Source organism: Citrobacter sp. Cpo091 (assembly GCF_030332645.1).
Lineage (GTDB): Bacteria > Pseudomonadota > Gammaproteobacteria > Enterobacterales > Enterobacteriaceae > Citrobacter > Citrobacter portucalensis.
On the sequence record NZ_JAOWHL010000034.1, the window covers coordinates 683,287 to 706,220 of the forward strand.

18 protein-coding genes are annotated in these 22,934 nt (G+C 50.0%); 4 read left to right on the top strand and 14 right to left on the bottom strand.

All coding sequences use genetic code 11. The features are described from left to right. Positions 1-262: 262 nt before the first annotated feature. The 8 genes from OGY04_RS13825 to proB all read right to left on the bottom strand — a co-directional run bounded on the left by OGY04_RS13825 (position 263) and on the right by proB (position 10,403). Positions 263-958 carry a fimbrial biogenesis chaperone gene (locus OGY04_RS13825; RefSeq protein WP_048226424.1) on the bottom strand — a complete coding sequence of 232 codons (696 nt, stop codon included), beginning with the start codon at positions 956-958 and terminating at the stop codon, positions 263-265. After that, positions 955-2,562, bottom strand: a complete 1,608-nt coding sequence (locus tag OGY04_RS13830; protein WP_103285729.1) for a fimbrial adhesin EcpD family protein — start codon at positions 2,560-2,562, stop codon at positions 955-957. Before OGY04_RS13830 ends, OGY04_RS13825 begins: the two co-directional genes overlap by 4 nt. A gap of 10 nt (positions 2,563-2,572) precedes the next feature. Further along, on the bottom strand, positions 2,573-5,065 hold the full coding sequence (locus tag OGY04_RS13835) for a CS1-pili formation C-terminal domain-containing protein (protein ID WP_286585418.1): 2,493 nt from the start codon (positions 5,063-5,065) through the stop codon (positions 2,573-2,575). A gap of 58 nt (positions 5,066-5,123) precedes the next feature. Beyond that, positions 5,124-5,801: an EcpB family pilus assembly chaperone gene (locus OGY04_RS13840; RefSeq protein WP_286585419.1), complete on the bottom strand. Its 678-nt coding sequence runs from the start codon at positions 5,799-5,801 to the stop codon at positions 5,124-5,126. A 52-nt stretch (positions 5,802-5,853) separates the two neighbouring features. Then, positions 5,854-6,441, bottom strand: coding sequence for a common pilus major fimbrillin subunit EcpA (gene ecpA / locus OGY04_RS13845; protein WP_003830835.1), 588 nt, complete (start codon positions 6,439-6,441; stop codon positions 5,854-5,856). A 598-nt stretch (positions 6,442-7,039) separates the two neighbouring features. Continuing rightward, complete coding sequence (locus OGY04_RS13850) at positions 7,040-7,759, bottom strand: Crp/Fnr family transcriptional regulator (RefSeq protein WP_213752980.1); 720 nt, start codon at positions 7,757-7,759, stop codon at positions 7,040-7,042. A gap of 278 nt (positions 7,760-8,037) precedes the next feature. Continuing rightward, positions 8,038-9,288, bottom strand: a complete 1,251-nt coding sequence (proA, locus tag OGY04_RS13855; RefSeq protein ID WP_103015305.1) for a glutamate-5-semialdehyde dehydrogenase — start codon at positions 9,286-9,288, stop codon at positions 8,038-8,040. 11 nt (positions 9,289-9,299) lie between these two features. Beyond that, positions 9,300-10,403 (bottom strand): glutamate 5-kinase, encoded by a 1,104-nt coding sequence (proB, locus tag OGY04_RS13860; RefSeq protein ID WP_003031373.1) that lies wholly within the window; start codon positions 10,401-10,403, stop codon positions 9,300-9,302. Between the two features lie 289 nt (positions 10,404-10,692). On the opposite strand from proB, the gene phoE reads away from it, so the two are divergent. Beyond that, positions 10,693-11,748, top strand: a complete 1,056-nt coding sequence (gene phoE / locus OGY04_RS13865; protein ID WP_153687913.1) for a phosphoporin PhoE — start codon at positions 10,693-10,695, stop codon at positions 11,746-11,748. Between the two features lie 58 nt (positions 11,749-11,806). Here the strand turns inward: phoE and crl are convergent, their stop codons facing one another. The 3 genes from crl to gpt all read right to left on the bottom strand — a co-directional run bounded on the left by crl (position 11,807) and on the right by gpt (position 14,069). Further along, a complete protein-coding gene (gene crl, locus OGY04_RS13870; protein WP_008783790.1) occupies positions 11,807-12,208 on the bottom strand; it encodes a sigma factor-binding protein Crl in 402 nt (133 codons plus the stop codon). Between the two features lie 57 nt (positions 12,209-12,265). Then, positions 12,266-13,510, bottom strand: coding sequence for an esterase FrsA (gene frsA, locus OGY04_RS13875; protein WP_186413696.1), 1,245 nt, complete (start codon positions 13,508-13,510; stop codon positions 12,266-12,268). A 100-nt stretch (positions 13,511-13,610) separates the two neighbouring features. Continuing rightward, a complete protein-coding gene (gene gpt / locus OGY04_RS13880) occupies positions 13,611-14,069 on the bottom strand; it encodes a xanthine phosphoribosyltransferase (protein WP_003031380.1) in 459 nt (152 codons plus the stop codon). 261 nt (positions 14,070-14,330) lie between these two features. Between gpt and pepD the strand changes: the two genes are divergently transcribed. Beyond that, positions 14,331-15,788, top strand: coding sequence for a cytosol nonspecific dipeptidase (gene pepD / locus OGY04_RS13885; protein WP_008783788.1), 1,458 nt, complete (start codon positions 14,331-14,333; stop codon positions 15,786-15,788). Positions 15,789-15,939: 151 nt separating this feature from the next. Here pepD and dinB read toward each other — a convergent pair whose 3' ends face one another. Further along, complete coding sequence (gene dinB, locus OGY04_RS13890; protein WP_133085833.1) at positions 15,940-16,995, bottom strand: DNA polymerase IV; 1,056 nt, start codon at positions 16,993-16,995, stop codon at positions 15,940-15,942. A 331-nt stretch (positions 16,996-17,326) separates the two neighbouring features. Here dinB and dpaA point away from each other — a divergent pair, with 331 nt between their 5' ends. Next, entirely contained in the window at positions 17,327-18,067 is a 741-nt protein-coding gene (gene dpaA / locus OGY04_RS13895; protein WP_008783787.1) for a peptidoglycan meso-diaminopimelic acid protein amidase, read from the top strand. On the opposite strand, the gene OGY04_RS13900 is transcribed toward dpaA, so the two are convergent. Then, positions 18,038-18,805 carry a class II glutamine amidotransferase gene (locus OGY04_RS13900; RefSeq protein WP_003031388.1) on the bottom strand — a complete coding sequence of 256 codons (768 nt, stop codon included), beginning with the start codon at positions 18,803-18,805 and terminating at the stop codon, positions 18,038-18,040. The two genes, dpaA and OGY04_RS13900, sit on opposite strands and share 30 nt — an antisense overlap. Positions 18,806-18,916: 111 nt before the next feature. After that, complete coding sequence (gene lpcA / locus OGY04_RS13905) at positions 18,917-19,498, bottom strand: D-sedoheptulose 7-phosphate isomerase (protein ID WP_003031390.1); 582 nt, start codon at positions 19,496-19,498, stop codon at positions 18,917-18,919. Positions 19,499-20,459: 961 nt separating this feature from the next. Between lpcA and fadE the strand changes: the two genes are divergently transcribed. Further along, positions 20,460-22,904: an acyl-CoA dehydrogenase FadE gene (gene fadE / locus OGY04_RS13910; protein WP_003830821.1), complete on the top strand. Its 2,445-nt coding sequence runs from the start codon at positions 20,460-20,462 to the stop codon at positions 22,902-22,904. Positions 22,905-22,934: the final 30 nt, after the last annotated feature.

Below are 22,934 nucleotides of genomic sequence, written 5' to 3' on the forward strand. Positions count from 1 at the left end.
ACTTCATTACAAAACAAAAAGCTATAAATACAAAATTTACAAAACATATAACTACAATGGCCAACAGAATAACATATTACCGTAGTTTATGCTGACCGACAAACTAAGAGAGGATGTCGTAGATCTTGTATTCATAAACATTTCCGGCAATATGCACGACATATTGTTTCATCGACTCTAAATTTATTGCTACATTTTCTATAGCGAGTGACAGTATAGGTTCAATATATAATCAGGGCATATTGGTTCAGACCCAACACCCTTAATGATTAAGCTTTAAGCAACCCTGACCCACGGGTAGGTATTTCTGCAACGCTACGATAAATTTCCGGTTTTTTGTTTTCAACTCACTACTATGCCAGGTCTCCCCCGGTAACACATAACGCATGGTGGCTTCATCATCAGTTGAGTGACACCCCTGGTGTACGATAATTTTGAAAAAAGTATTCCCTGTGTTTTTCAACGTCCCGTTTATCTCATCAATGGTGTAGGCCAGGTTCATTTTCCTCGGACGAACGACCAATATGGTATCCATAGCGATCACCGGGAGAGCCTGTCCGCCTTTCCCTTGATTACGCTCGGTAAACAGCGTTATCGGCATTTCACGAAACAGTATTCGGTAATAGCGTTCTTTATCATCCTGCGGGCCACGATAGAAAATCTTAAAAAACTCACTTGCCTGCGGTGCCAGTGAAAAACGGAGCGGAGTAAACAAAAGTTCGCCTTCGGCAATAGCACTTCTGTTTTCACCTCCCGGTCCCGGTTTATCTATTTTAACTGCGCTAATACTGTACACGTTCTGTTTCTGGCTATCGTTATAGATTCGTTTACTGATAAATGATTTATCCGATGGCATCTCATAAATAGTCGACTCCAGGTAGACGGCCTGTGCGGAGAACACCGCCAGCCCGGAAAGCAAGGCCAATATCCATCTTAGCGCCAAACGACAGTGGCTCATGGCGTCACTCCCACCCAGTTCGCCGTCACTTTTATCTCTCCGCTGGCACTGACAACACCTTCCCAATCCGCACCGGAAACGGTCAACATCGAACGCGAATCATTCATTGGGAAAAGCAATTTTAAATCAGTCGCAAAGTAGCTTCCATCATCTGTATTATTTGCGTCCCAGGGCGTCTGTTGCCATTGCGCATCTCTCATGCTGATTGCCGCTTCACTACAACTATTTCGTTTCTGTACCACGCCACCCGACTGACTGTTGTACTGAAGGAAGGCGGGAATGGGGACAGATAACCCACCTTGCGTAGAGGTGAACAGGCAATAAGGCACATTGTTTATCGTCGTACTTTCCCCAATAACTTGTGCGGTAATGCTATCAGCCTGACGAGGCCCCGAGACCGTCACGGTGTAATCCATCTCAATCGGAGCGGTCTCGCCAATTGTGCCGCTGCCGCTTGCCGAGGTGCTGTTATCCGATGAGATAATACTGATCCCATATTCCTTTGGAACAATATTGAGCTGTAGCGAAGGAGTAAACTGGTAATACCCCGACTCTGGCGTCACGCTATTTGTAAAAGCAAATGTAAATGGTTGGCTGTTGGTGATACTGACGCCACGATCCACCATATTTTTCAGGAACGTTTTCGACAGAAAAACATAGACATACTCACCACTATTACTAAAAACATTATAATAAACCGACGTCGAGCTAAAGTTAGTCCAGGTTTGACCATCACCAGAATATTTTATTGTGGCAGCCGCAGGCGTAAAACCGAGCAAACCGCTATCTGCGTACATACGAATACGTAGTGAAGCCGTCAGATTGCTGGTTTGATTTAAATTATATGAAATCATCTTACAGATAACGCCATCTTCACGACTGACCACACCCAGCTCACAATAACCACTGTCTTTAGTGATGCTCGGGGTGCCATCACTGGCAACCCATAACTCCTGAAATGCATTGGTAGAAACCAAAGATAAATGACCTATTTTATTTAATGTATAAGGTCTGATATACCAATTACCGCTGCTCTGGTCTTTACAACGTTGCCCAGCCGCATAATCATAGTCAATCGTGGTTCGACAAAAATTAAGGTTATATGTCTCTGCGCTTCCGACCGACATATTGCGAAAGTATTCATACGCCGAGTCTGTCAGCGATGCAAAACCATAGTATCCACCGGCGATTCCGGATCCGGTTGCTTTGGTGTGATAAAAACCAAATTGATCGGTTAGCTCGGCAGCAATATAGCCAGATGCAGGGCAATTAGCACCAGTAGTGCAACGAATACCCCGGAATGGTTCACTGATTGGCGAATTATCAATCCACATATCCTTGTAATATGAGGTATTGGCTACCCAACCAACGATACCCATATATCCCAGGCTATCCTGGTCGTTTCCATATTTTACCCAGGTGTTCGACCCACTAATGCGAGGATCGAGAGAGGACGGGGTAATAAAGTATTCGTTATCAACATTGTTTTCTATAAACAAATAGTTGTTGTTGACCGCCGCCTGAGTGGAAGCCGAGAGCGCCCAGGCGGATGGAGATAACGCGGCAAAGACACAGCCGAGAATAAGGGAAAGAGATTTATTCATTATTCATACCTTATCGTTGTGCCATCGTGGTTTGCGTTGCACATTTCACATCGCCAACCCACGCAGCGCCGCGTGCTTTTTCCAGATCCAGATCGGCTTCACATATCCTGCCATTGGCAGAAATTAACGTAATAACCGGATACTTTTTATCAATATCGATAGCAAACTCACCTTTTGCATCCGTACGTGTTTTACCGATGTGGTTATGAATATCGGTATTTGCAGCCAACTGTCCATCGGGATAACGAATGCGACCGAATACGGTGACCATGCTTTTCACTTCAGGGTTGATAACTCCCACGTTACCCGGATATAGCGTCAGCTCCTGTTTGCGTCCTGAAACAATATCGAAGCTGTCCTCAGAATTTTTATCATTGAGGATTTCCAGCTTGTACTGAGCATAGGGCGGCAGTGCAATGAAGTTTGATTTACCGCTGAGGCGATAATTGCGGTTATTAATCTTCGCAGCCAGTTTCCCCTCGCCGGTCAAATCTGTTTTTACGATAACGCCAGAACGCTGCCTCTCTTTACTCAGACCGAAGTCTTTATCTGCCCATGCCAGAGAACCTTGGGAAGAAAAGTTCATATTGGTGGAGTTGTCAGCAGAACGCGTTACCGATACGGTGCCAGCGTTATATTTCGTGTCATAACTTAGATTGCCGTTTACCGAATAATTATTGTCGTAATACTGTTCACCACTCAGACGCGTTGATGCCGATAATCCGACCGATTTAATCGGCCCTTCAGCATACTGTTTTCGTGCACTGATATTACCCTGGGTGCTGCCATAGCGATCTCGGGAGACGCCCATGCTCAACCAGGTCGCCAACGGCAACGATAAGTCCAGGCTGACATAACGTTCCTGTCGCCCATCGTCATTTCGGTTGTTGTAGTAATAACGCTGAATTCCTGCACGTAACCCAATCGTGGCATACCTTCCCGAATAGAGAGTCGTGTTGTAATCCAGATTACGGTATTTATTGCCTGAGTAACGATTCTCCGTCTGACTAACAGTGAGTGAACCACCATGAGGAATAAACTTTCCGAGGTTAAGAGTTCCGCCAATGGAATAGTTATCACGCTCCTGCATAGGCAAGCGATCGCCAATTTTACTGTCTTCACGAGATGCCCAAAGGGAACCATATCCCTCAGGGACATTGAGATTAATGTTACTGATGTTTCGCCATGATGAATCGTTCGCTACCAACATCTGATTGCCAATACTGACGTATTCATTCACATTCAGCGTGACATCCGTTTCATTAACCGCATTGTTGTCAAAACCGTAGATCGTTGATTTCAGGCCCAGCCCCGACAATATCGTCAGCGTCACCGATGCCGCCCCCCCGGCAATCCAGGTCTGCTCATTACCCAAATCCTGATAGTGGTTACGCTTATAGCTCACCCGATCATAATCCAGCGAACCACCAAAAAACTGCCATGAGAGCTGATGAACTCCGGCAGCTTGTTGGCGAGCAAAGATCTTATTAACCCGGCTGACACGACTATTAATTGTCCGCCCATTGACCACGATATCTACCGTGACGTCGTAAACACCATACGGAAAGCGACTGGTATCAATTTCATAGCTGCCCATATTAAAGTTCTGCACGCTGAGCAAACGTCCATCGCGGAAGACATGAACCTCACCAGCGGCTGGCAAAAATACGGTAATCGGCGTGAGTGAAAGCGCGGTATTCTCAACAACCGTACTTCCTTTGTTCCCGTAGCTCACACCGTAAATTTTCCCACCATTCAGCGCATTCAGGCTGGCAATAGACTGGACATTCCATGTATCAAGCATCCCCAGCGCCAGTCGATACCCTTCATAATCGCGCTCATACATCGCACGATAAAGTTTACTGGTACCATTGCTGTCACCGATGCCGTAAAACGAACCGTTAACATTAATGTGGTGCTCCCGCAGCGATGTTGTATTGTCCATCGTCAGATAGCTGCGGGTACTGCTGCCATTTCGGTAATCGTTATAGTAGGTACCAAAGTTGTAGTTCAGGACGTTAGACAGAGTTTCAACGCTGGAAGGTCCAAGCAAGCTACTGCGCGCGACAATCGCTTCAGTTAACGCATCTTTGCTGACAATCATCTCCAGGTGAAATGATGAGACATTAAGTTGCAGTCGAGCATCATCTGACAGTTCAATATTCGTATTATCGTGAAACTTTACATCACGGATTTTTTCCACTAACGCGCGGGTTTTCTCGGATAACACAGCATTATTGGGCAATTCAGCAAGAGTCAGTGCTTTAACTGTAATATTGCCATCAACAAGCGAAATCACCGCATCGGCAATTTTTTGCTGACTTTTCTCATCAGTCTCGTTGTAACGGATATAAACCGGCACCGTCATTCCCTGCTCCAGTGAACGAGCGAAAGCGCTGGGAATAACGTAATTACCCACTTTTACTGGGGCTGCATGTGAAGTTCCTGGTGTCAGCGCAAGAAAAAGACAAATGCTACCGCCAACAATATATGTTGTTGTCATATGCATCCTTACAATCCGGTATTTTTATTTTTCCCGTACAGATGGCTGCTATTGACCATCACTTCACTGTAATAAACTGCTTACCGTGCCAGATCCCAATGCGTGAGCGGCTATTACTAATGTCGGTGAACTGCAGTTTTATTTTTGTACCTGGCATAATGTAATAACGTTCACGACAGCCCCGCCCCTGATCGCGAGCATTATCTTTGCAAGCCCCATAGGCGATTACTCGAAATGAAACATTGCCAGTATTGCTAATAACATCACCATTACGATTATATTCAAAACGCTCTTTTCGCGGCGCAACAACCAAAATCGTTCCAATTTCTGCTGACGCTGTCGCAACAGCGAATTTATTGGCCCGGGTTTCCGCGCTCTCGGTGACCGGCTCATCTATCCATTGCAGACGATAATAACGCTCGACATCATCAGCTGGCCCTTTATAAAAGAAGCGAAAAACATCCTTTGCCTGACCAGGCAGAATTAGATTGGCAGGCGTAGAGAGTAATCCCCCGGAATTAACGGGTTTTATTTCGACTCCGCCCGCTAAAGGTGATGACAGTTTTTTTACCGATACGCTGACATAACGAGCCGAATCTGTCGTATTAGTAATTTCTTTCGATAATGAACTCTCAGCAGAAGTCATTATCGACGTGATATCACCAACGTTAATTGCCCAGCTGGAAAAAGAGATTACCAACCCTACCAACATTGCTGCCGGTAAATATTTATTCATGACACCATTCCTGATAAATTCGGGAGAATTTCTCCTCCCGAAATTTTATTTCTTAGGCGGACGGAGTCGTCCAGGTTGCATTGAACTGTACTTTTACATCACCAGTCCAATAGCCGTCTGGCAGTGCAGAGTAATCCGTTACCGGCGTACTACCATCAGAAGTCGCAGATGCAATGGTGAATTTGAAGTTGGATTGATCGCTGACGCGGTCAGCACCGTTGTAAGCGCCATCAGCCATCAGGCTTTCAAGACCAGAAGTCGAGCTGGAATTTACCAGGACAGTATCTGATGAATTAGTCAACGCGGTGCCATTCCATGCCACCCCTACGTTCAGGGTAGACGCATCGCCACTGGCGTTGGTCAGAGTATTGCTAATAATCTGAGCGGTCAGTTCAAAATCAGTTGCCGTTTCCTGGCCCTGAATAGTCACATCAAACGCGCCATCCTGGGAGTTGAAGCCATTCAGACCTTCCGCATACTGGAAAGTCAAAGAGTTCAGCGGAGTGACGACCAACATGCTGGTGGTATCTTTTGTTGCCGTCGCGTCCCACGAGGCCGTTGCAGAAGCAGTGACATCTGCCATTGCATTTGCCGCAACAAATACAGACGCCAGAGAGGTCACTAATAATAATTTTTTCATTTTTATCTTCTCCTAAGAACAAACTCACCACCGAGTCTTATTATTAAGTCACTCCAGCGGTTCCATTAATTGCGAGCCATAATTGCCGCGCCCAAAAATTATCATTTGAATTAAGTAACATCTCAACAAACCCTGAAACGCAAAAATTACAAAAAGACTAAGAATTTTCCCACTAAAACGATAATATAAGAAGTTTCCTAAGTTTAATTTACTTAAATAACACCATGACTCAGAACTATCACCCAAATAAATAAGACAAATCAAACAATTCATCTTTTTTATGTTTTTGATAAATATCAAAAAGATCATACAAATACCACGAGAGCAAAACCCTTACAAAACATAAAGATAATTAACACCTCCATAGTTTCTCTATGATGCTTATTATTTGTTGCAATTATGCTAAATTTTTAACGTCGCAAGAAAATTCTCATAATATATCCATTTGCGCGGGAATATTCTTATAAAAAAATCATTCACCTACAGAAACCACATTCTAATTGATAATTATTTGACAAAATTAAAACCAGGAATTTTCCATATAAAATGAATATTCCTGGCTTATCAGGAGAGATAATGATTATCGTTAAATAGAAAATTAGATAAAACGTTTTAAACCAAGATAACTATTAATAGTTACGGTACGTACCCTATGTAAGGTAATCAAATTCTGCTGTTCAAGTGATTTTAATGAGCGGCTAACGGTTTCAATTTTAAGATCGAGATAACTGGCAATTTCCTCCCGAGAAAATGGCAAGCGAAGCGTCGTTTCTGGCCTGCCGATGCGCAAATGCATCTCGTAAAATTCCACCAGGAAAGCCGCGATCCTGGCCTCAGCATGTTTATTCGCATAGCGCCGCAGTTTTTCAACAATGAATCCATTATCCCTGCAGAGAAACTTGATGACTGCGGCAGCAACCGAAGGCTCCTTCTCTGCTACCTTGAACAACCGCGCAATATCAATGTGGCAAACTTCCGCAGCCGTTGCCGCCTTAATCGTTGTCAGGTACTTCCCCCCTTCGACAGCATCCAGCGCCATGATATCTCCCGGAACATAAAAGCGGCTGATAAAAACGTTATCGCCACATTCCACGCTGGACTTGCAGTACCCCTCATGGATAACAAAAAGCATATCCGCGGTTTCATCCTGCCGAGCGAGTATCTCCCCAGCTTTAAACCGCCTTCTTTTGTCTATTAATTTGTATTGATTATCACGATCAATCGCCGCTCCCTTTGGGCACAGCGAACAATGACGGGGAGGAAACGGGTTGCCAAGCGGCACAACAGGAATGCTAAGTTTGTGAATATCCGATTTCACGCAACAACTCCTCATAAAAATGAGATTGATTCTAATAGATCGGGCCATGGGAACAATACGTGAAACGAAGACCAGGAAAATTCATGCAGGCAGGGAAAATTCTGTGATCCGCCGCCTTTCTGGCGCCAGAGAATGCATAGGTCAGAACCAGACGGGTGCGGATGATGTTAAAAACGCAGGATAAAAAATGCGGCAGCGGGGTGAAGATTAGAATTAACTGGGTGATGCCTTAATAGCTTTAAAATTAAGAGCGCTATTATGGCATCGCCCGTTTTCAATTACGCCCGGATCGTGTCGTCACCGAAGCCAACCCACTTATATGTGGTCAGTGCTTCCAGCCCCATTGGGCCACGCGCGTGCAGTTTTTGCGTGCTCACCGCCACTTCCGCACCCAATCCGAACTGGCCGCCATCGGTAAAACGAGTAGAGGCGTTTACATACACGGCAGAAGAGTCCACTTCATTCACGAAACGGTTGGCGTTGCTGAGCGTGCGCGTCAGTATGGCGTCCGAGTGCTGGGTACCGTGTTCGCGAATATGGGCGATAGCACCATCCATATTTTCGACCACCACAACGTTCAGATCCAGAGACAGAAACTCGTTATCCAGCTCTTCCGGTTTTAGTGGCACCAGTTTGGCAGGGCCATGCAGAACTTGCATCACGATTTCATCACCGTGCAGCGTAACACCGCTATCCGCCATCTTTTGGCTTAACGCAGGCAGGAAACGCTCAGCAATATCCTGATGCACCAGCAGAGTTTCTACAGTGTTACAGGTGCTTGGACGCTGGGTTTTGGCGTTAACGATAATCTTCAGGGCCGGGGCGATCTCCGCGGTATCATCAACATAAATATGGCATACGCCAATACCGCCGGTGATGACCGGGATCGTCGACTGCTCACGGCACAGCTTATGCAGACCCGCGCCACCGCGAGGGATCAGCATATCGATGTACTTATCCATCCGCAGCATTTCAGCGACCAACGCGCGGTCCGGGTTATCAATTGACTGTACGGCAGCCGCGGGTAAACCGCAGGCTTCCAGCGCCTTTTGGATAACAGCCACGGTCGCGGCGTTGGTCCGGTAGGTCTCTTTCCCACCGCGCAGAATCACCGCATTGCCGGTTTTCAGGCACAGGGAGGCAACGTCAACGGTGACGTTTGGACGCGCTTCATAAATCACGCCAATCACGCCCAGCGGGACGCGACGACGCTCCAGACGCAGACCGCTATCCAGCAGGCCGCCGTCAATCACCTGCCCTACCGGGTCGGCAAGATTACAGACCTGGCGCACATCGTCAGCAATCGCTTTCAGACGCGCCGGCGTCAGCGCCAGGCGGTCGAGCATCGCTTCGCTCAGGCCGTTGGCTCGCGCCTGCTCAACATCTTGTATGTTCGCGCTGAGGATGCTTTCCGTTTGCGCTTCCAGCTCATCAGCAATGGTTTCCAGTACGCGATTTTTTTCGCGACTGGAGAGCAGCGCCAGCTTGTATGACGCGGCTTTGGCAGCAATGCCCATTTGTTCCAGCATATGCCTGTTCCTTAACGGGTGATCATGTCGTCGCGATGGACAGCAACCGGACCGTATTCATAGCCCAGGATGGTGTCGATCTGTTGTGAGTGGTGTCCGGCAATACGGCGCAGCGCGTCGCTGTTATAGCGGGTGACGCCGTGGGCAATATCGCGCCCTTCGAGATTGCAGATGCGGATCACTTCACCACGAGAAAAGTTACCTGTCACGCTTTTAATGCCTTTTGGCAGTAATGAGCTGCCGCGTTCCAGAATTGCTGCGGTCGCGCCCTCATCGACGGTAATCTCTCCGGCAGGCGGAGCGCCGAAGATCCAGCGTTTACGGTTCTCCAGCGGAGAGGCTTGAGCATGAAAACGCGTCCCAACGGAAACGCCTTCCATCACGTCGCCAATCACGCCCGGCTTGCTGCCTGCGGCAATAATGGTGTCAATCCCGGCGCGGCATGCGACATCGGCGGCCTGCAGTTTTGTGCCCATGCCGCCGGTTCCCAGACCTGAGACGCTATCCCCGGCAATGGCGCGCAGCGCATCATCAATGCCGTGCACGTCTTTAATCAGCTCAGCCTGCGGGTTGGTGCGTGGATCGGCGGTGAACAGCCCCTGCTGATCGGTCAACAGCAGCAGCTTATCGGCTCCAGCCAGAATTGCCGCCAGCGCGGAGAGGTTGTCGTTATCGCCGACTTTAATCTCGGCGGTCGCTACGGCGTCATTCTCATTAATGACAGGAACAATGTTGTTATCCAGCAGCGCGCGGAGCGTATCGCGGGCGTTGAGGAAGCGCTCTCTGTCTTCCATATCTGCACGCGTCAGCAGCATCTGCCCGATATGAATACCGTAAATCGAGAACAGCTGTTCCCACAGTTGAATCAGTCGGCTCTGCCCGACCGCCGCCAACAGCTGTTTCGAAGCTATCGTTGCCGGGAGCTCCGGGTAACCAAGATGCTCACGTCCGGCGGCAATCGCGCCAGAGGTAACGATAACAATACGATGCCCTGCGGCATGGAGCTGCGCGCACTGGCGAACCAGTTCTACGATGTGGGCGCGGTTCAGGCGGCGGGATCCGCCCGTTAACACACTGGTGCCAAGTTTTACCACCAGCGTCTGGCTGTCACTCATGATTCTCTGCCATTCAAAATTGGGGAAAATGATATCAAACGAACGTTTTAGCAGGACTGGCCCCGGTTGCCAACAACCAGCGCACAAAGCATGAAATTTTATTGCGCAGGATCAGCAAGCGTAGCGGCAGATTTTGACGCATTTATTACAGAAACAAAAAAACATCCTTTTTTAAAAATATTCTTACTTTGTCATAAAACGTTCATTGCCAGACGTTAAAAACCCTCCTGTCTTTTAACGGGGATCACACCCAGTGAATATTAGCGCGTACTTTTAATCAGGAATGAAAATGAAAAAGAGCACTCTGGCATTAGTGGTGATGGGAATTGTTGCGTCGGCATCCGTACAGGCAGCGGAAGTGTATAACAAGAACGGCAATAAGCTGGATTTGTACGGCAAAGTAAAAGCCATGCATTACATGACGGATTATGACAGCAAAGATGGTGACCAAAGCTATATCCGTTTAGGTTTTAAAGGTGAAACGCAAATTAACGATCAACTAACCGGTTATGGTCGTTGGGAAGCAGAGTTTGCCGGCAATAAAGCTGAAAGCGACTCTAACCAACAAAAAACACGTCTGGCCTTCGCCGGTGTGAAATTAAAAGATTTTGGCTCGTTTGATTATGGTCGTAACCTGGGCGCGCTGTATGACGTGGAAGCCTGGACCGATATGTTCCCGGAATTTGGTGGCGACTCCTCCGCACAGACCGATAACTTTATGACCAAACGCGCCAGCGGTCTGGCAACTTACCGTAACACCGACTTTTTCGGCGTCGTGGATGGCCTGGATCTGACCCTGCAATACCAGGGTAAAAACCAGGATCGCGATGTGAAAAAACAGAACGGCGACGGTTTTGGTACTTCTGTTACCTATGACTTTGGCGGCAGCGATTTCGCAGTGAGCGGTGCTTATACCAACTCCGATCGTACCAACCAGCAAAATCTGCAAACTCGCGGTACGGGTGATAAAGCTGAAGCCTGGGCAACCGGCTTAAAATATGATGCTAACGATATTTATATTGCGACGTTCTATTCTGAAACACGCAATATGACGCCAATTTCCGGCGGCTTCGCCAATAAAACACAGAACTTCGAAGCGGTTGTTCAGTACCAGTTTGACTTTGGTCTGCGTCCGTCACTGGGTTATGTGCTTTCTAAAGGGAAAGATATTGAAGGCGTCGGCAATGAAGACCTGGTGAATTATATCGACGTGGGCGCAACGTATTTTTTCAACAAAAATATGTCCGCGTTTGTTGACTATAAAATCAACCAGCTGGATAGCGATAATAAACTGGGCATCAACGATGATGACATCGTTGCTGTCGGTATGGTCTACCAGTTCTGATATAGCATAAAAAAAATGCCGGATGGGGTTGCGCCGCCATCCGGCATTTTACTGTTCATTATGCCGTTAACTTAACCGGTTCATCCTTAAAGTCGTCAGCAGGTTCCAGCGCCAGATTCAGCGTCGTCAACAAGCCACGTAATTTTTCATGGAATTCACGTAAGGTGTATTCCAGTCGCTCTACCACTTCAGTCTCTTTCACCGGCACCGCCGTCCAGTTACCGTCTTTATCAAACAAACCAAACTGATAGCTGTACGTGAAGCGTTTTTCCTGCGCCTCCAGTTCCATCCACCAGCCCCAGAACTCGCGTTTCTCAGGGGCGGGTTTCACGTTGACGCAAACAGCCAGACAATCGAAAAAAAATCGATTATCTTCGCACTGCCCTTCCCGGATGTACGGGCCAAGCGCGGTGAATTTCTTGATCAATCTACTTTTCGGATGCCCACTCGGTAACGTCATTACGATCTCCTTAGGTGAAGCACCTGTTTTACCAAATCGCTAAAATTTAGCAAACTTTTAACACAATCTCTGATTGATCCAACCGGTTATTTCCTGCAGCCCTTTGTCAAAATTGCGATACACCGGGTTGAAGGGGATCTCCAGTAGCTTACCGTCTGAAGATGAAGATGTGATTAAACGTGACTCTTCTTCCGGGCTAAACGGATCGTTCTTCCAGAATCCCGAGAGCATTGGCGTCGGGCAGCGTCGCCCCAGCAGGCCCTGCACTTTTAATGAATAGCGATTAAGCTCAACGCGCAGCGCTTCATCGGAAGCGTCATGCATCCCCAGGCGGCTAGCCAGTACATCAAGGTACATTTCCGGGACGCTCGCCTGACGCTGCGGGTCGCTAAGCAGCGCATGAACCACTGGCCCCAGACAGGCCACCGCCTTCAGACGCGATGATTCCAGATACGCCAGACGTACCGCTACGTTAGCGCCAAAGCGGAAACCGAAGGCCGCCACGCGGGTGTGATCCACCCAGGGAACATTAGGCAGCGCTTTTAATACATGCTGATGCAGCAGGCTGGAATCCTGAGTCAGTTTCCATTTTGACGAGAACCCAACCGACGGCATATCCAGCGTCAGCATGGCTATACCCCGTGGGGCAAAATAGCGCTCATACAGGGTGTAGTAATCCGTTTGCATGGAATCGAGACCACCACACATCAGCACCGTCGGGAACGGACCGTCACCTTTTGGCATATGTAAGAAGCCGGTGATCGGCGCACCGCCAGCGACGGGAAACTCCATCTCACGCAGCGTGCCCGGCAATCGCTGTGCGGCCTCTTCATAGGCGCGATTCGCCAAAGCCTGTGCCTGCTCTGCCAGCTCATCGCCTTTCAGGTGTGGGTAAGCGGCAATGTTGTACAACGTAGACGCATGCAGCCAGTGGCGTCCGCTCACCTGCGGATCCTCTTCCATAGACGCTTTCTGTTGCCAGTCCATCGCCTGCTTCGCCCATTCATAGATCCAGTTCCCACCGCGATAGCCGATAACCGTATCGTAGAGTTCTTTATCTGTACGCTCGGCTTCGCTCATCACGATACGTGCCTGCACCTCAAGGATTTCACGCGGGTCGACGCCGCGCCAGATCCACATCAGACGATTCACCATGCGATACCAGTGTGGAACGGTTTTGCCGTCCAGGGCGGATTGTACGGACGGCTGCGCGCCGTGATTAAAACGACGAACCAGCGTTGACGTTTCAGGGTGTTTGAAGCGGGGTTTAAACAGGACTTCGCTGAGGTTAGCCTGTGACATGATTGCAGCCTCCATGAGTACTCACTAAGGCATAGTGTAACCTGACACAGCACAAAAAGAACAACGCCCGGCAAAGGCCAGGCGTTGAAAACTTTTTAGATTAGCGACCAGAGATCGGCGGGACGAACACCACGCCCATATCCCACGGCTGCTCAATCCAGGTATCCTGAGGGATATCAACAACATAATCATTCACCAGCGGGCGACCTGCCGGCTTAGCGAAGATAGTGACGAAATGCGCTTTAGGATACATTTCGCGGATCGCAACGGCGGTACCACCGGTGTCAACCAGGTCATCGATTACGATGAAACCTTCACCGTCGCCTTCGGCACGCTTCAGCACTTTCAGTTCGCGCTGGTTGTCGTGATCGTAGCTGGAGATGCATACGGTATCGACATGACGAATACCCAATTCACGCGCCAGCAATGCGCCCGGCACCAGACCACCACGGCTAACGGCAATAATGCCTTTCCATTGTTCAGAAGGCATCAGGCGGCTTGCCAGTTTACGTGCATGGATCTGCAACATGTCCCAGGTGACGACGTATTTTTCGCTCATGTGAAGTGTCCCAGCCTGTTTATCTACGGCTTAAAAAGTGTTCGAGGGGGAAATAGGTTGCGCGAGATTATAGAGATCTGACGCACTAAAAACCAGTGTTTCGCGGAATCCGCGCCTCTTTTTGCATGCTTTATGCTAGCCGTCAGCGGAGAAAGTGGTATTCTCAATCGCATCGCGCAAGCCTGACTTGTGGTGTTTTTAATTCTGCTAACCCCGTGGCCTGCAAGCAAGTTTTGTAGGACATCGCCAAGGAGACTCAACGTGTCTGAACTGTCTCAATTATCCCCGCAACCGCTATGGGATATTTTTGCCAAAATCTGTTCTATTCCTCATCCGTCCTATCATGAAGAGCAGCTCGCTGAACACATTCTGAGCTGGGCCCAAGAGAAAGGTTTCCACGTCGAGCGCGATCAAGTCGGTAATATCCTGATTCGCAAACCCGCTACCGCAGGCATGGAAAACCGCAAGCCGGTCGTTCTGCAGGCGCACCTGGATATGGTCCCGCAGAAAAACAACGACACCGTGCATGACTTCACTAAAGATCCTATCCAGCCTTATATTGACGGCGAATGGGTGAAAGCCCGTGGCACCACGCTGGGTGCGGATAACGGCATCGGTATGGCGTCTGCGCTGGCCGTTCTGGCTGATGACAGCGTAGTACACGGTCCGCTGGAAGTGCTGCTGACCATGACCGAAGAAGCGGGTATGGATGGCGCGTTTGGTCTGCAGGCTAACTGGCTGCAGGCAGATATCCTGATCAACACCGACTCAGAAGAAGAAGGTGAGATCTACATGGGTTGCGCAGGCGGTATCGACTTTACCTCTAACCTGCCGCTGTCCCGTGAAGCAATCCCGGCTGGATTCCAGAGCTTTAAGCTGACGTTAAAAGGCCTGAAAGGCGGTCACTCCGGCGGCGAAATCCACGTGGGTCTCGGTAACGCGAACAAACTGCTGGTACGCTTCCTGGCGGGCCACGCTGAAGAGCTGGATCTGCGTCTGGTTGATTTCAACGGCGGTACGCTGCGTAACGCGATTCCGCGTGAAGCCTTTGCCACCCTCGCCGTGGCTGCAGATAAAGTTGATGCGTTAAAAGCGCTGGTCAACACCTATCAGGAAATCCTGAAAAACGAACTGGAAGCCAAAGAGAAGAACCTGGCTCTGCTGCTGGATGCCGTAACTCAAGACAAAGCCGCGCTGACCGCTCAGTCTCGCGACAGCTTTGTGCGTCTGCTGAACGCCACCCCGAACGGCGTAATCCGCAACTCTGACGTCGCCAAAGGCGTGGTAGAGACCTCTCTGAACGTCGGCGTTGTCACCATGACTGACGACAACGTTGAAATTCACTGCCTGATCCGTTCCCTGATCGACAGCGGTAAAGACTACGTGGTGAGCATGCTGGATTCACTGGGTAAACTGGCTGGCGCGAAAACCCAGGCAAAAGGCGGATACCCAGGCTGGCAGCCGGATGCTAACTCTCCGGTTATGCACCTGGTTCGTGAAACCTATCAGCGTCTGTTCAACAAAACGCCGAATATCCAGATCATCCACGCTGGTCTGGAATGTGGTCTGTTCAAGAAACCGTATCCAGATATGGACATGGTTTCCATCGGGCCAACTATCACCGGTCCGCACTCCCCGGATGAGCAGGTTCATATCGAAAGCGTCGGCCATTACTGGACGCTGCTGACTGAACTGCTGAAGTCTATTCCGGCGAAGTAAGATTCTGCGCTAAATGCCGGATGACGCTACGTTTATCTGGCCTACATGCTGATTTGTAGGCCGGATAAAGTTGTTACGTAGCCATCTGGCCTGCACGCTGGTTTGTAGGCCGGATAAGGCGTTTACGCCGACATCCGGTAATTGTTCTGAGTCACAGACCCAACAGTAGCTGTCTTTCCATTTGTGGATCCAGCAGCGTGACGTGTAATCCCACCAGCCTGACGCCCCGCCCTCCCCGACGCTCATCCCAGGTTTTGCGCGCTGTCGCAACTAAGTCCTCTTTATTTAAGCGCGGCCAGACATGTTCCTGCGTGGTTTGCTGAAAATCATTAAACTTGAGTTTAATTCCCTGCCTGGCAATCAACAGATCCGGCTTTACCTTTGCCAGACGCCGTTCCAGTTCGGGATACAGCCGTTCAATAATTGCCTCACACTCTGACCACTCGTGAATATCCTCCGCCAACGTGCGCTCCACGCCGACGGATTTGCGCAGCCTGTCGTTGTTGACGTCCCGCTCGTCAATGCCCTGACTACGCTCCCACAGCACGCGACCAAACTTACCAAAACGTTTGAGCAGCATTGCCAGGTCGTATTTTTGAACATCCTCGCAGGTACGTAATCCCATTGATTCCAGCTTAGCGGCGGAGACTTTACCGACGCCTGGTATTTTGCCTAACGGTAACGTTTTGAGAAATGCAGGAACATCGGCAGGGGTAATCACATATTGCCCGTTGGGCTTGTTGAGATCGGAAGCTATTTTTGCCAGAAATTTCACCGGCGCAATCCCGGCGGAGGCGGTGAGCTGCAGCTCGTTAAAAATCGTCTGACGGATCTCCTGGGCGATCAGCGTGGCAGAGCCGTGGCAGTGGGTGCTGTCGGTCACATCCAGATAGGCTTCATCCAGCGAAAGTGGTTCTATCAGCGAGGTATAGCGGGAGAAAATAGCCTGAATCTGGCGGGAGGCTTCTTTATAGGCCTCGTAACGACCAGGTAATAAAGTGAGATGCGGACACAGCTTTAATGCCATCCCAGTTGGCATTGCGCTACGCACGCCAAATTTGCGCGCCGGGTAATTGGCCGTGCTGATGACCCCCCGACGTTCTCGACTGCCGCCAATAGCAATGGGAATATCACGCAGGGCGGGGTTGTCGCGCATTTCCACCGCCGCGAAAAAGCAGTCCATATCGACATGTATGATTTTACGCATCGTTTGTCTCCCACATTACTGTTTAAGTATACAGTATTTTTATGTTGTGAGAAGTATGGTTGTACCTAATGCTGGGCCGTTCCAGACCCATTATCCATCCAGCACGAATAAGACCCAATGAAGCGCAGTAACCAGCAAAATACGCCAGTGTCTGACTGCCTTTAAGCGCAATTTTCCGTATAAAGAAAAACTAAAGTGTAAACGCCGCACGAGAGACTTGCGAAAAACTCTCTTGGTGCTAATGTGAGCGCTCCAGATCCAGATTTATCCGATTTGGGGATTCTTTTTGCCGTCCTGGCGTGTGTGATCGTTTTATCAAGGAATAAGCAGTATGCGTAAAATCGCATTTTTTCTTGCGATGCTTTTATTGCCGTGCGTTTCATTTGCCGGTTTGCTGAGCAGCAGCAGCCCGACTACGCCTGTCAGCAAAGAATATAAGCAGCAATTAATGGGCTCCCCCGTTTATATCCAGATCTTCAAAGAAGAGCGAACCTTGGATCTGTACGTCAAGATGGGCGAACAGTATCAATTGCTCGACAGTTATAAGATCTGTAATTATTCCGGTGGCTTAGGTCCGAAGCAGCGTCAGGGTGATTTCAAAAGTCCGGAAGGGTTTTACAGCGTTCAGCGTGGACAGCTGAAACCAGATAGTCGCTTCTATAAAGCGATTAACATTGGTTTCCCTAATGCCTATGACCGCGCACACGGTTATGAAGGTAAGTACCTGATGATCCACGGTGCCTGTGTTTCCGTCGGCTGCTACGCAATGACCGACAACGGCATTGATGAGATTTTCCAGTTTGTGACCGGTGCTCTGGTGTTCGGGCAGTCCAGCGTACAGGTTAGCATTTACCCGTTCCGCATGACCGATGCCAACATGCAACGCCATAAGTTCTCGTATTACAAAGATTTCTGGGCCCAGTTAAAGCCGGGATACGATTACTTTGAACAAACACGTAAACCACCGACCGTTTCTGTCGTCAATGGTCGTTACGTCGTCAGCAAGCCGTTGAGTCACGAAGTGGTTCAGCCGCAACTGGCATCAAACTACACGCTCCCCGAGACAAAATAATGCCCACTCGCCTGGCATAATCTTTTGCCAGGTTTCATTGCCGGTTAATGGTTGAGTGGCAATCACGGTGACCACATCATTGGGTGTGGTCTCTGAGCTAAAATCGATTTCCACGTCCTGATCCAGCAATGTCGCCACGCCAAACGGCGCACGACGCGTGATCCAAAACAGGTTGGTCGAACAGAAGGCCATCACATAGCGTCCGTCAGACAACAGCATGTTGAAGACGCCCTTCTCCCGCAGTTCTCCTGCCAGCATCGCGATGTATTTAAACACTGCCGTCATATTGCCAGGCGTGCGCGGATAACGCTCCGTCAGCTTGTGGAGCAGCCAGCAGAAAGCTTTTTCGCTGTCGGTTTCCCCGACCGGGCGGAAATTTCCGGTTTCCAGCGATTTATAGCCACTGAGCTGTCCATTATGAGCATAGGTCCAGTTGCGTCCCCACAGTTCGCGGGTAAAGGGATGGGTATTTTCCAACGCCACTTCGCCACGGTTCGCCTGACGAATATGGGCAATCACGGAACAGGATTTGATGGGGTAGTCTTGTACCAGTTTGGCGATAGGCGAATTAAAGCTGGGTTGCGGATCTTTAAACGTACGGCAGCCCTTACCTTCATAAAACGTAATACCCCAGCCGTCTTTGTGCGGCCCGGTCCCTCCGCCGCGCTGAACCAGCCCGGTGAAGCTAAAGCAGATATCGGTTGGCACATTGGCGCTCATCCCGAGCAGTTCGCACATACATCACCTACCTTAAAACCGTGAACTGCCTGATGGCGCTGCGCTTATCAGGCCTACGTGGCGCTCATGTAGGCCGGATAAGGCTTCAGCCACCATCCGGCAATCGTCTTCTTATGGTTTAACCATCTCTTTTTCGATCAGCTGGATCAGGATATGGATCACTTTGATATGAATTTCCTGAATACGGTCAGCGTAGCCAAAGTGCGGCACGCGAATTTCGATATCCGCGCTGCCCGCCATTTTTCCGCCATCTTTACCGGTCAGGGTGATCACTTTCATCCCTTTCTCACGCGCTGCGGCAATCGCTTTAATTACGTTACCGGAATTACCCGAAGTCGAAATGCCTAACAGGACATCACCTTCACGACCCACGGCTTCTACGTAGCGAGAGAACACATAATCGTAACCAAAATCGTTGCTGACGCAGGAGATATGGCTGACGTCAGAGATAGCGATCGCCGGGTAACCAGGACGGTTTTCACGATAGCGTCCGGTCAGCTCTTCGGCAAAGTGCATCGCGTCGCAATGGGAACCGCCGTTACCGCAAGAAAGCACCTTACCGCCCGCTTTAAAGCTGTCTGCCAACAGGACCGCCGCGCGCTGAATGGCGTGAATATTGGCGTCATCTTTAAGAAAATTAGCCAGCGTTTCCGCCGCTTCGCTCAGTTCGTTACGAATAAGATCCTGGTACATGAGGATATCCTTCAGCATGAATGTAAATGACAAGACGCAGTGTACCGGATAGCGCTACCAGCGAGAAGTCCAAGCCACAGGAATGGTCATAATGACTGCAAGTGAATCATGCAAGGAGAATATTTTATCTTTGAACAGGGTTACGTTCACCTTATGTTCATCGCTACTCTGATATCGCTATTTACGTGAACGTGCAAGGGTGGCTCACCGCCACCACCCTTGCAACCCGGGCTCCCGGCGGGAAAATCGTCGCTATGCGATTCATTCGTCTTATTCCGTCTGCCTTTCGGGTCGGGGCCGAGCCTGCATCCCTGCAGGCCATCCCCTCCGTCCGCATCCCTGCGGACGACCCCGGTCAGCCGTCAACGCCTCATCAATTTTCAGCCGGACCGAGGGTATCGCTTCAACTCTCTTAATTTCAGGTGTTTCTGTTTCGCTGTTTGAAAAAACGGCGGCGATGATCAGGTGTGGGCTGGTCCGGCTGAAAATTGCCGACGTGTTTCCGTAAGGCCGGGAGAGCCAGCATGGATGCTGGCTCAGGGCGCGTTTTGCAGGGACGCTACCTCGCGCCCGGCCCGGTAGCCTGAAGGAATAAGCGGAGGGTATTGCGCAGCAACAATTTTCCCGCCAGGAGCCGGGATTGTTAAGGGTGCAGCGATAGCCCCCTTAACACGTTCACAAATATTGGTGCTGCAGAGTGGCGATAAACGCAAAGTGAACGGAACAATTTCTCAGAATTAACACGTTCATTACCTTAACAACGCATGTTGATATTTCCTACTACAGAAAATTATCCAGACAGGAATGGCTACGGCTTTTGATTTTTTGTGCCGGTTAAAACAGCAACAATGTGAGCTTTGTTGTAATTATTTTGTAAACACATTGCTAAAAGAATTTACATCCACTACAAACATATCATCACAAGTGGTCAGACCTCCTACAAGCAAGGGAGCTTTTCGTTATGATGATTTTGAGTATTATCGCTACGGTTGTTCTGCTCAGCGTTCTGTTTTATCACCGCGTGAGCTTATTCCTCAGCAGTTTAATTTTGCTCGCCTGGACGGCTGCGCTTGGCGTGGCTGGCCTGTGGTCAGTCTGGCTGCTGGTTCCTCTGGCCATTATCCTCGTGCCGTTTAACTTTACGCCGATGCGCAAATCCATGATCTCTGCGCCGGTGTTCCGCGGCTTCCGTAAAGTCATGCCACCGATGTCGCGTACTGAGAAAGAAGCGATTGATGCGGGTACAACCTGGTGGGAAGGTGACCTGTTCCAGGGCAAGCCTGACTGGAAAAAACTGCATAACTATCCTCAACCGCATCTGACCGCTGAAGAACAAGCGTTTATTGATGGTCCAGTGGAAGAAGCGTGCCGCATGGCGAACGACTTCCAGATCACTCACGAACTCGCGGATCTGCCGCCGGAACTGTGGGCATATCTGAAAGAACACCGCTTTTTCGCGATGATCATTAAGAAAGAGTACGGCGGGCTGGAATTCTCAGCATATGCTCAGGCTCGCGTTCTGCAGAAACTCTCCGGCGTTTCCGGGATCCTGGCGATCACCGTTGGCGTACCTAACTCATTAGGCCCAGGCGAACTGCTGCAACATTACGGCACCGAAGAGCAGAAAAATCATTACCTGCCGCGTCTGGCTCGCGGTCAGGAGATCCCATGCTTTGCTCTGACCAGCCCGGAAGCAGGCTCCGACGCAGGGGCGATCCCTGATACCGGCGTGGTTTGTATGGGCGACTGGCAGGGCCAGCAGGTGCTGGGTATGCGCCTGACCTGGAACAAACGTTATATTACGCTGGCGCCTATCGCCACGGTACTGGGTCTGGCATTTAAACTCTCTGACCCGGAAAAACTGCTGGGTGGTGAAGAAGATCTCGGTATTACCTGTGCGCTGATCCCAACCTCAACGCCGGGTGTACAAATTGGGCGTCGTCACTTCCCGCTGAACGTGCCGTTCCAGAACGGTCCGACCCTCGGTAAAGATGTGTTTGTACCGATTGATTACATCATCGGTGGTCCGAAAATGGCCGGTCAGGGCTGGCGCATGCTGGTGGAATGTCTGTCTGTGGGACGTGGTATTACCCTGCCGTCTAACTCGACGGGCGGCGTGAAATCGGTCGCAATGGCCACCGGCGCGTATGCGCACATTCGTCGCCAGTTCAAAATCTCCATCGGCAAGATGGAAGGTATTGAAGAGCCGTTGGCACGTATTGCCGGTAACGCCTACGTGATGGACGCTGCGGCATCACTGATTACCTACGGCATTATGCTGGGTGAAAAACCGGCGGTGCTGTCGGCTATCGTGAAATATCACTGTACCCACCGCGGGCAGCAGTCAATCATCGATGCTATGGATATCACTGGCGGTAAAGGCATTATGCTTGGCGAAAGCAACTTCCTCGCCCGCGCTTATCAAGGTGCGCCAATCGCCATTACCGTTGAAGGTGCCAACATTCTGACCCGTAGCATGATGATCTTCGGTCAGGGTGCGATTCGCTGCCATCCGTATGTTCTGGAAGAGATGGCTGCGGCGCAGAGTAACGATGTGAATGCGTTCGACAAGCTGCTGTTCAAACACATCGGTCACGTTGGCAGTAACAAAGTGCGCAGCTTCTGGCTTGGCCTGACACGTGGCTTAACCAGCAGCACGCCAACCGGTGATGCGACCAAACGTTACTACCAGCACCTGAACCGCTTGAGCGCCAACCTGGCCCTGCTTTCAGATGTGTCCATGGCCGTACTGGGCGGTAGCCTGAAGCGCCGCGAACGTATCTCCGCGCGTCTGGGCGATGTGTTAAGTCAGCTGTATCTGGCCTCTGCGGTACTGAAACGTTATGACGATGAAGGCCGTAATGAAGCGGACCTGCCGTTGGTTCACTGGGGCGTTCAGGATGCGTTGTACAAAGCGGAACAGGCGATGGACGATCTGCTGAAAAACTTCCCGAACCGTCTGGTCGCGGGCTTGCTGAACGTGGTTATCTTCCCGACCGGTCGCCACTACGACGCACCTTCTGACAAGCTGGACCATAAAGTCGCGAAGATTTTGCAGGTTCCAAGTGCTACTCGTTCTCGAATTGGTCGCGGTCAATATCTGACGCCAAGCGAGCATAACCCGGTTGGTTTGCTGGAAGAGGCGCTGCTGGATGTCATTGCAGCCGACCCTATCCACCAGCGGATCTGTAAAGAGTTGGGTAAAAACCTGCCATTTACCCGTCTCGACGAACTGGCGCACAATGCGCTGGCGAAAGGGCTGATTGATAAAGATGAAGCCGCGATTCTGGTGAAAGCCGAAGCGAGCCGCCTGCGCAGTATCAATGTGGATGACTTTGAACCCGAGGAGCTGGCGACTCAGCCGGTAAAGCTGCCAGAGAAAGTGCGTAAAGTCGAAGCCGCATAACAATATACGCACAACGTTTAGCCCCGCTTA

Bases quoted from the DNA above. Each gene is read 5' to 3' on its own strand.
- lpcA (WP_003031390.1), bottom strand. From the start codon at position 19,498: ATGTACCAGGATCTTATTCGTAACGAACTGAGCGAAGCGGCGGAAACG.
- OGY04_RS13900 (WP_003031388.1), bottom strand. From the start codon at position 18,805: ATGTGCGAACTGCTCGGGATGAGCGCCAATGTGCCAACCGATATCTGC.
- ecpA (WP_003830835.1), bottom strand. From the start codon at position 6,441: ATGAAAAAATTATTATTAGTGACCTCTCTGGCGTCTGTATTTGTTGCG.
- phoE (WP_153687913.1), top strand. From the start codon at position 10,693: ATGAAAAAGAGCACTCTGGCATTAGTGGTGATGGGAATTGTTGCGTCG.
- OGY04_RS13825 (WP_048226424.1), bottom strand. From the start codon at position 958: ATGAGCCACTGTCGTTTGGCGCTAAGATGGATATTGGCCTTGCTTTCC.
- OGY04_RS13830 (WP_103285729.1), bottom strand. From the start codon at position 2,562: ATGAATAAATCTCTTTCCCTTATTCTCGGCTGTGTCTTTGCCGCGTTA.
- OGY04_RS13835 (WP_286585418.1), bottom strand. From the start codon at position 5,065: ATGACAACAACATATATTGTTGGCGGTAGCATTTGTCTTTTTCTTGCG.
- dinB (WP_133085833.1), bottom strand. From the start codon at position 16,995: ATGCGTAAAATCATACATGTCGATATGGACTGCTTTTTCGCGGCGGTG.
- fadE (WP_003830821.1), top strand. From the start codon at position 20,460: ATGATGATTTTGAGTATTATCGCTACGGTTGTTCTGCTCAGCGTTCTG.
- frsA (WP_186413696.1), bottom strand. From the start codon at position 13,510: ATGTCACAGGCTAACCTCAGCGAAGTCCTGTTTAAACCCCGCTTCAAA.
- dpaA (WP_008783787.1), top strand. From the start codon at position 17,327: ATGCGTAAAATCGCATTTTTTCTTGCGATGCTTTTATTGCCGTGCGTT.
- crl (WP_008783790.1), bottom strand. From the start codon at position 12,208: ATGACGTTACCGAGTGGGCATCCGAAAAGTAGATTGATCAAGAAATTC.
- gpt (WP_003031380.1), bottom strand. From the start codon at position 14,069: ATGAGCGAAAAATACGTCGTCACCTGGGACATGTTGCAGATCCATGCA.
- OGY04_RS13840 (WP_286585419.1), bottom strand. From the start codon at position 5,801: ATGAATAAATATTTACCGGCAGCAATGTTGGTAGGGTTGGTAATCTCT.
- proB (WP_003031373.1), bottom strand. From the start codon at position 10,403: ATGAGTGACAGCCAGACGCTGGTGGTAAAACTTGGCACCAGTGTGTTA.
- proA (WP_103015305.1), bottom strand. From the start codon at position 9,288: ATGCTGGAACAAATGGGCATTGCTGCCAAAGCCGCGTCATACAAGCTG.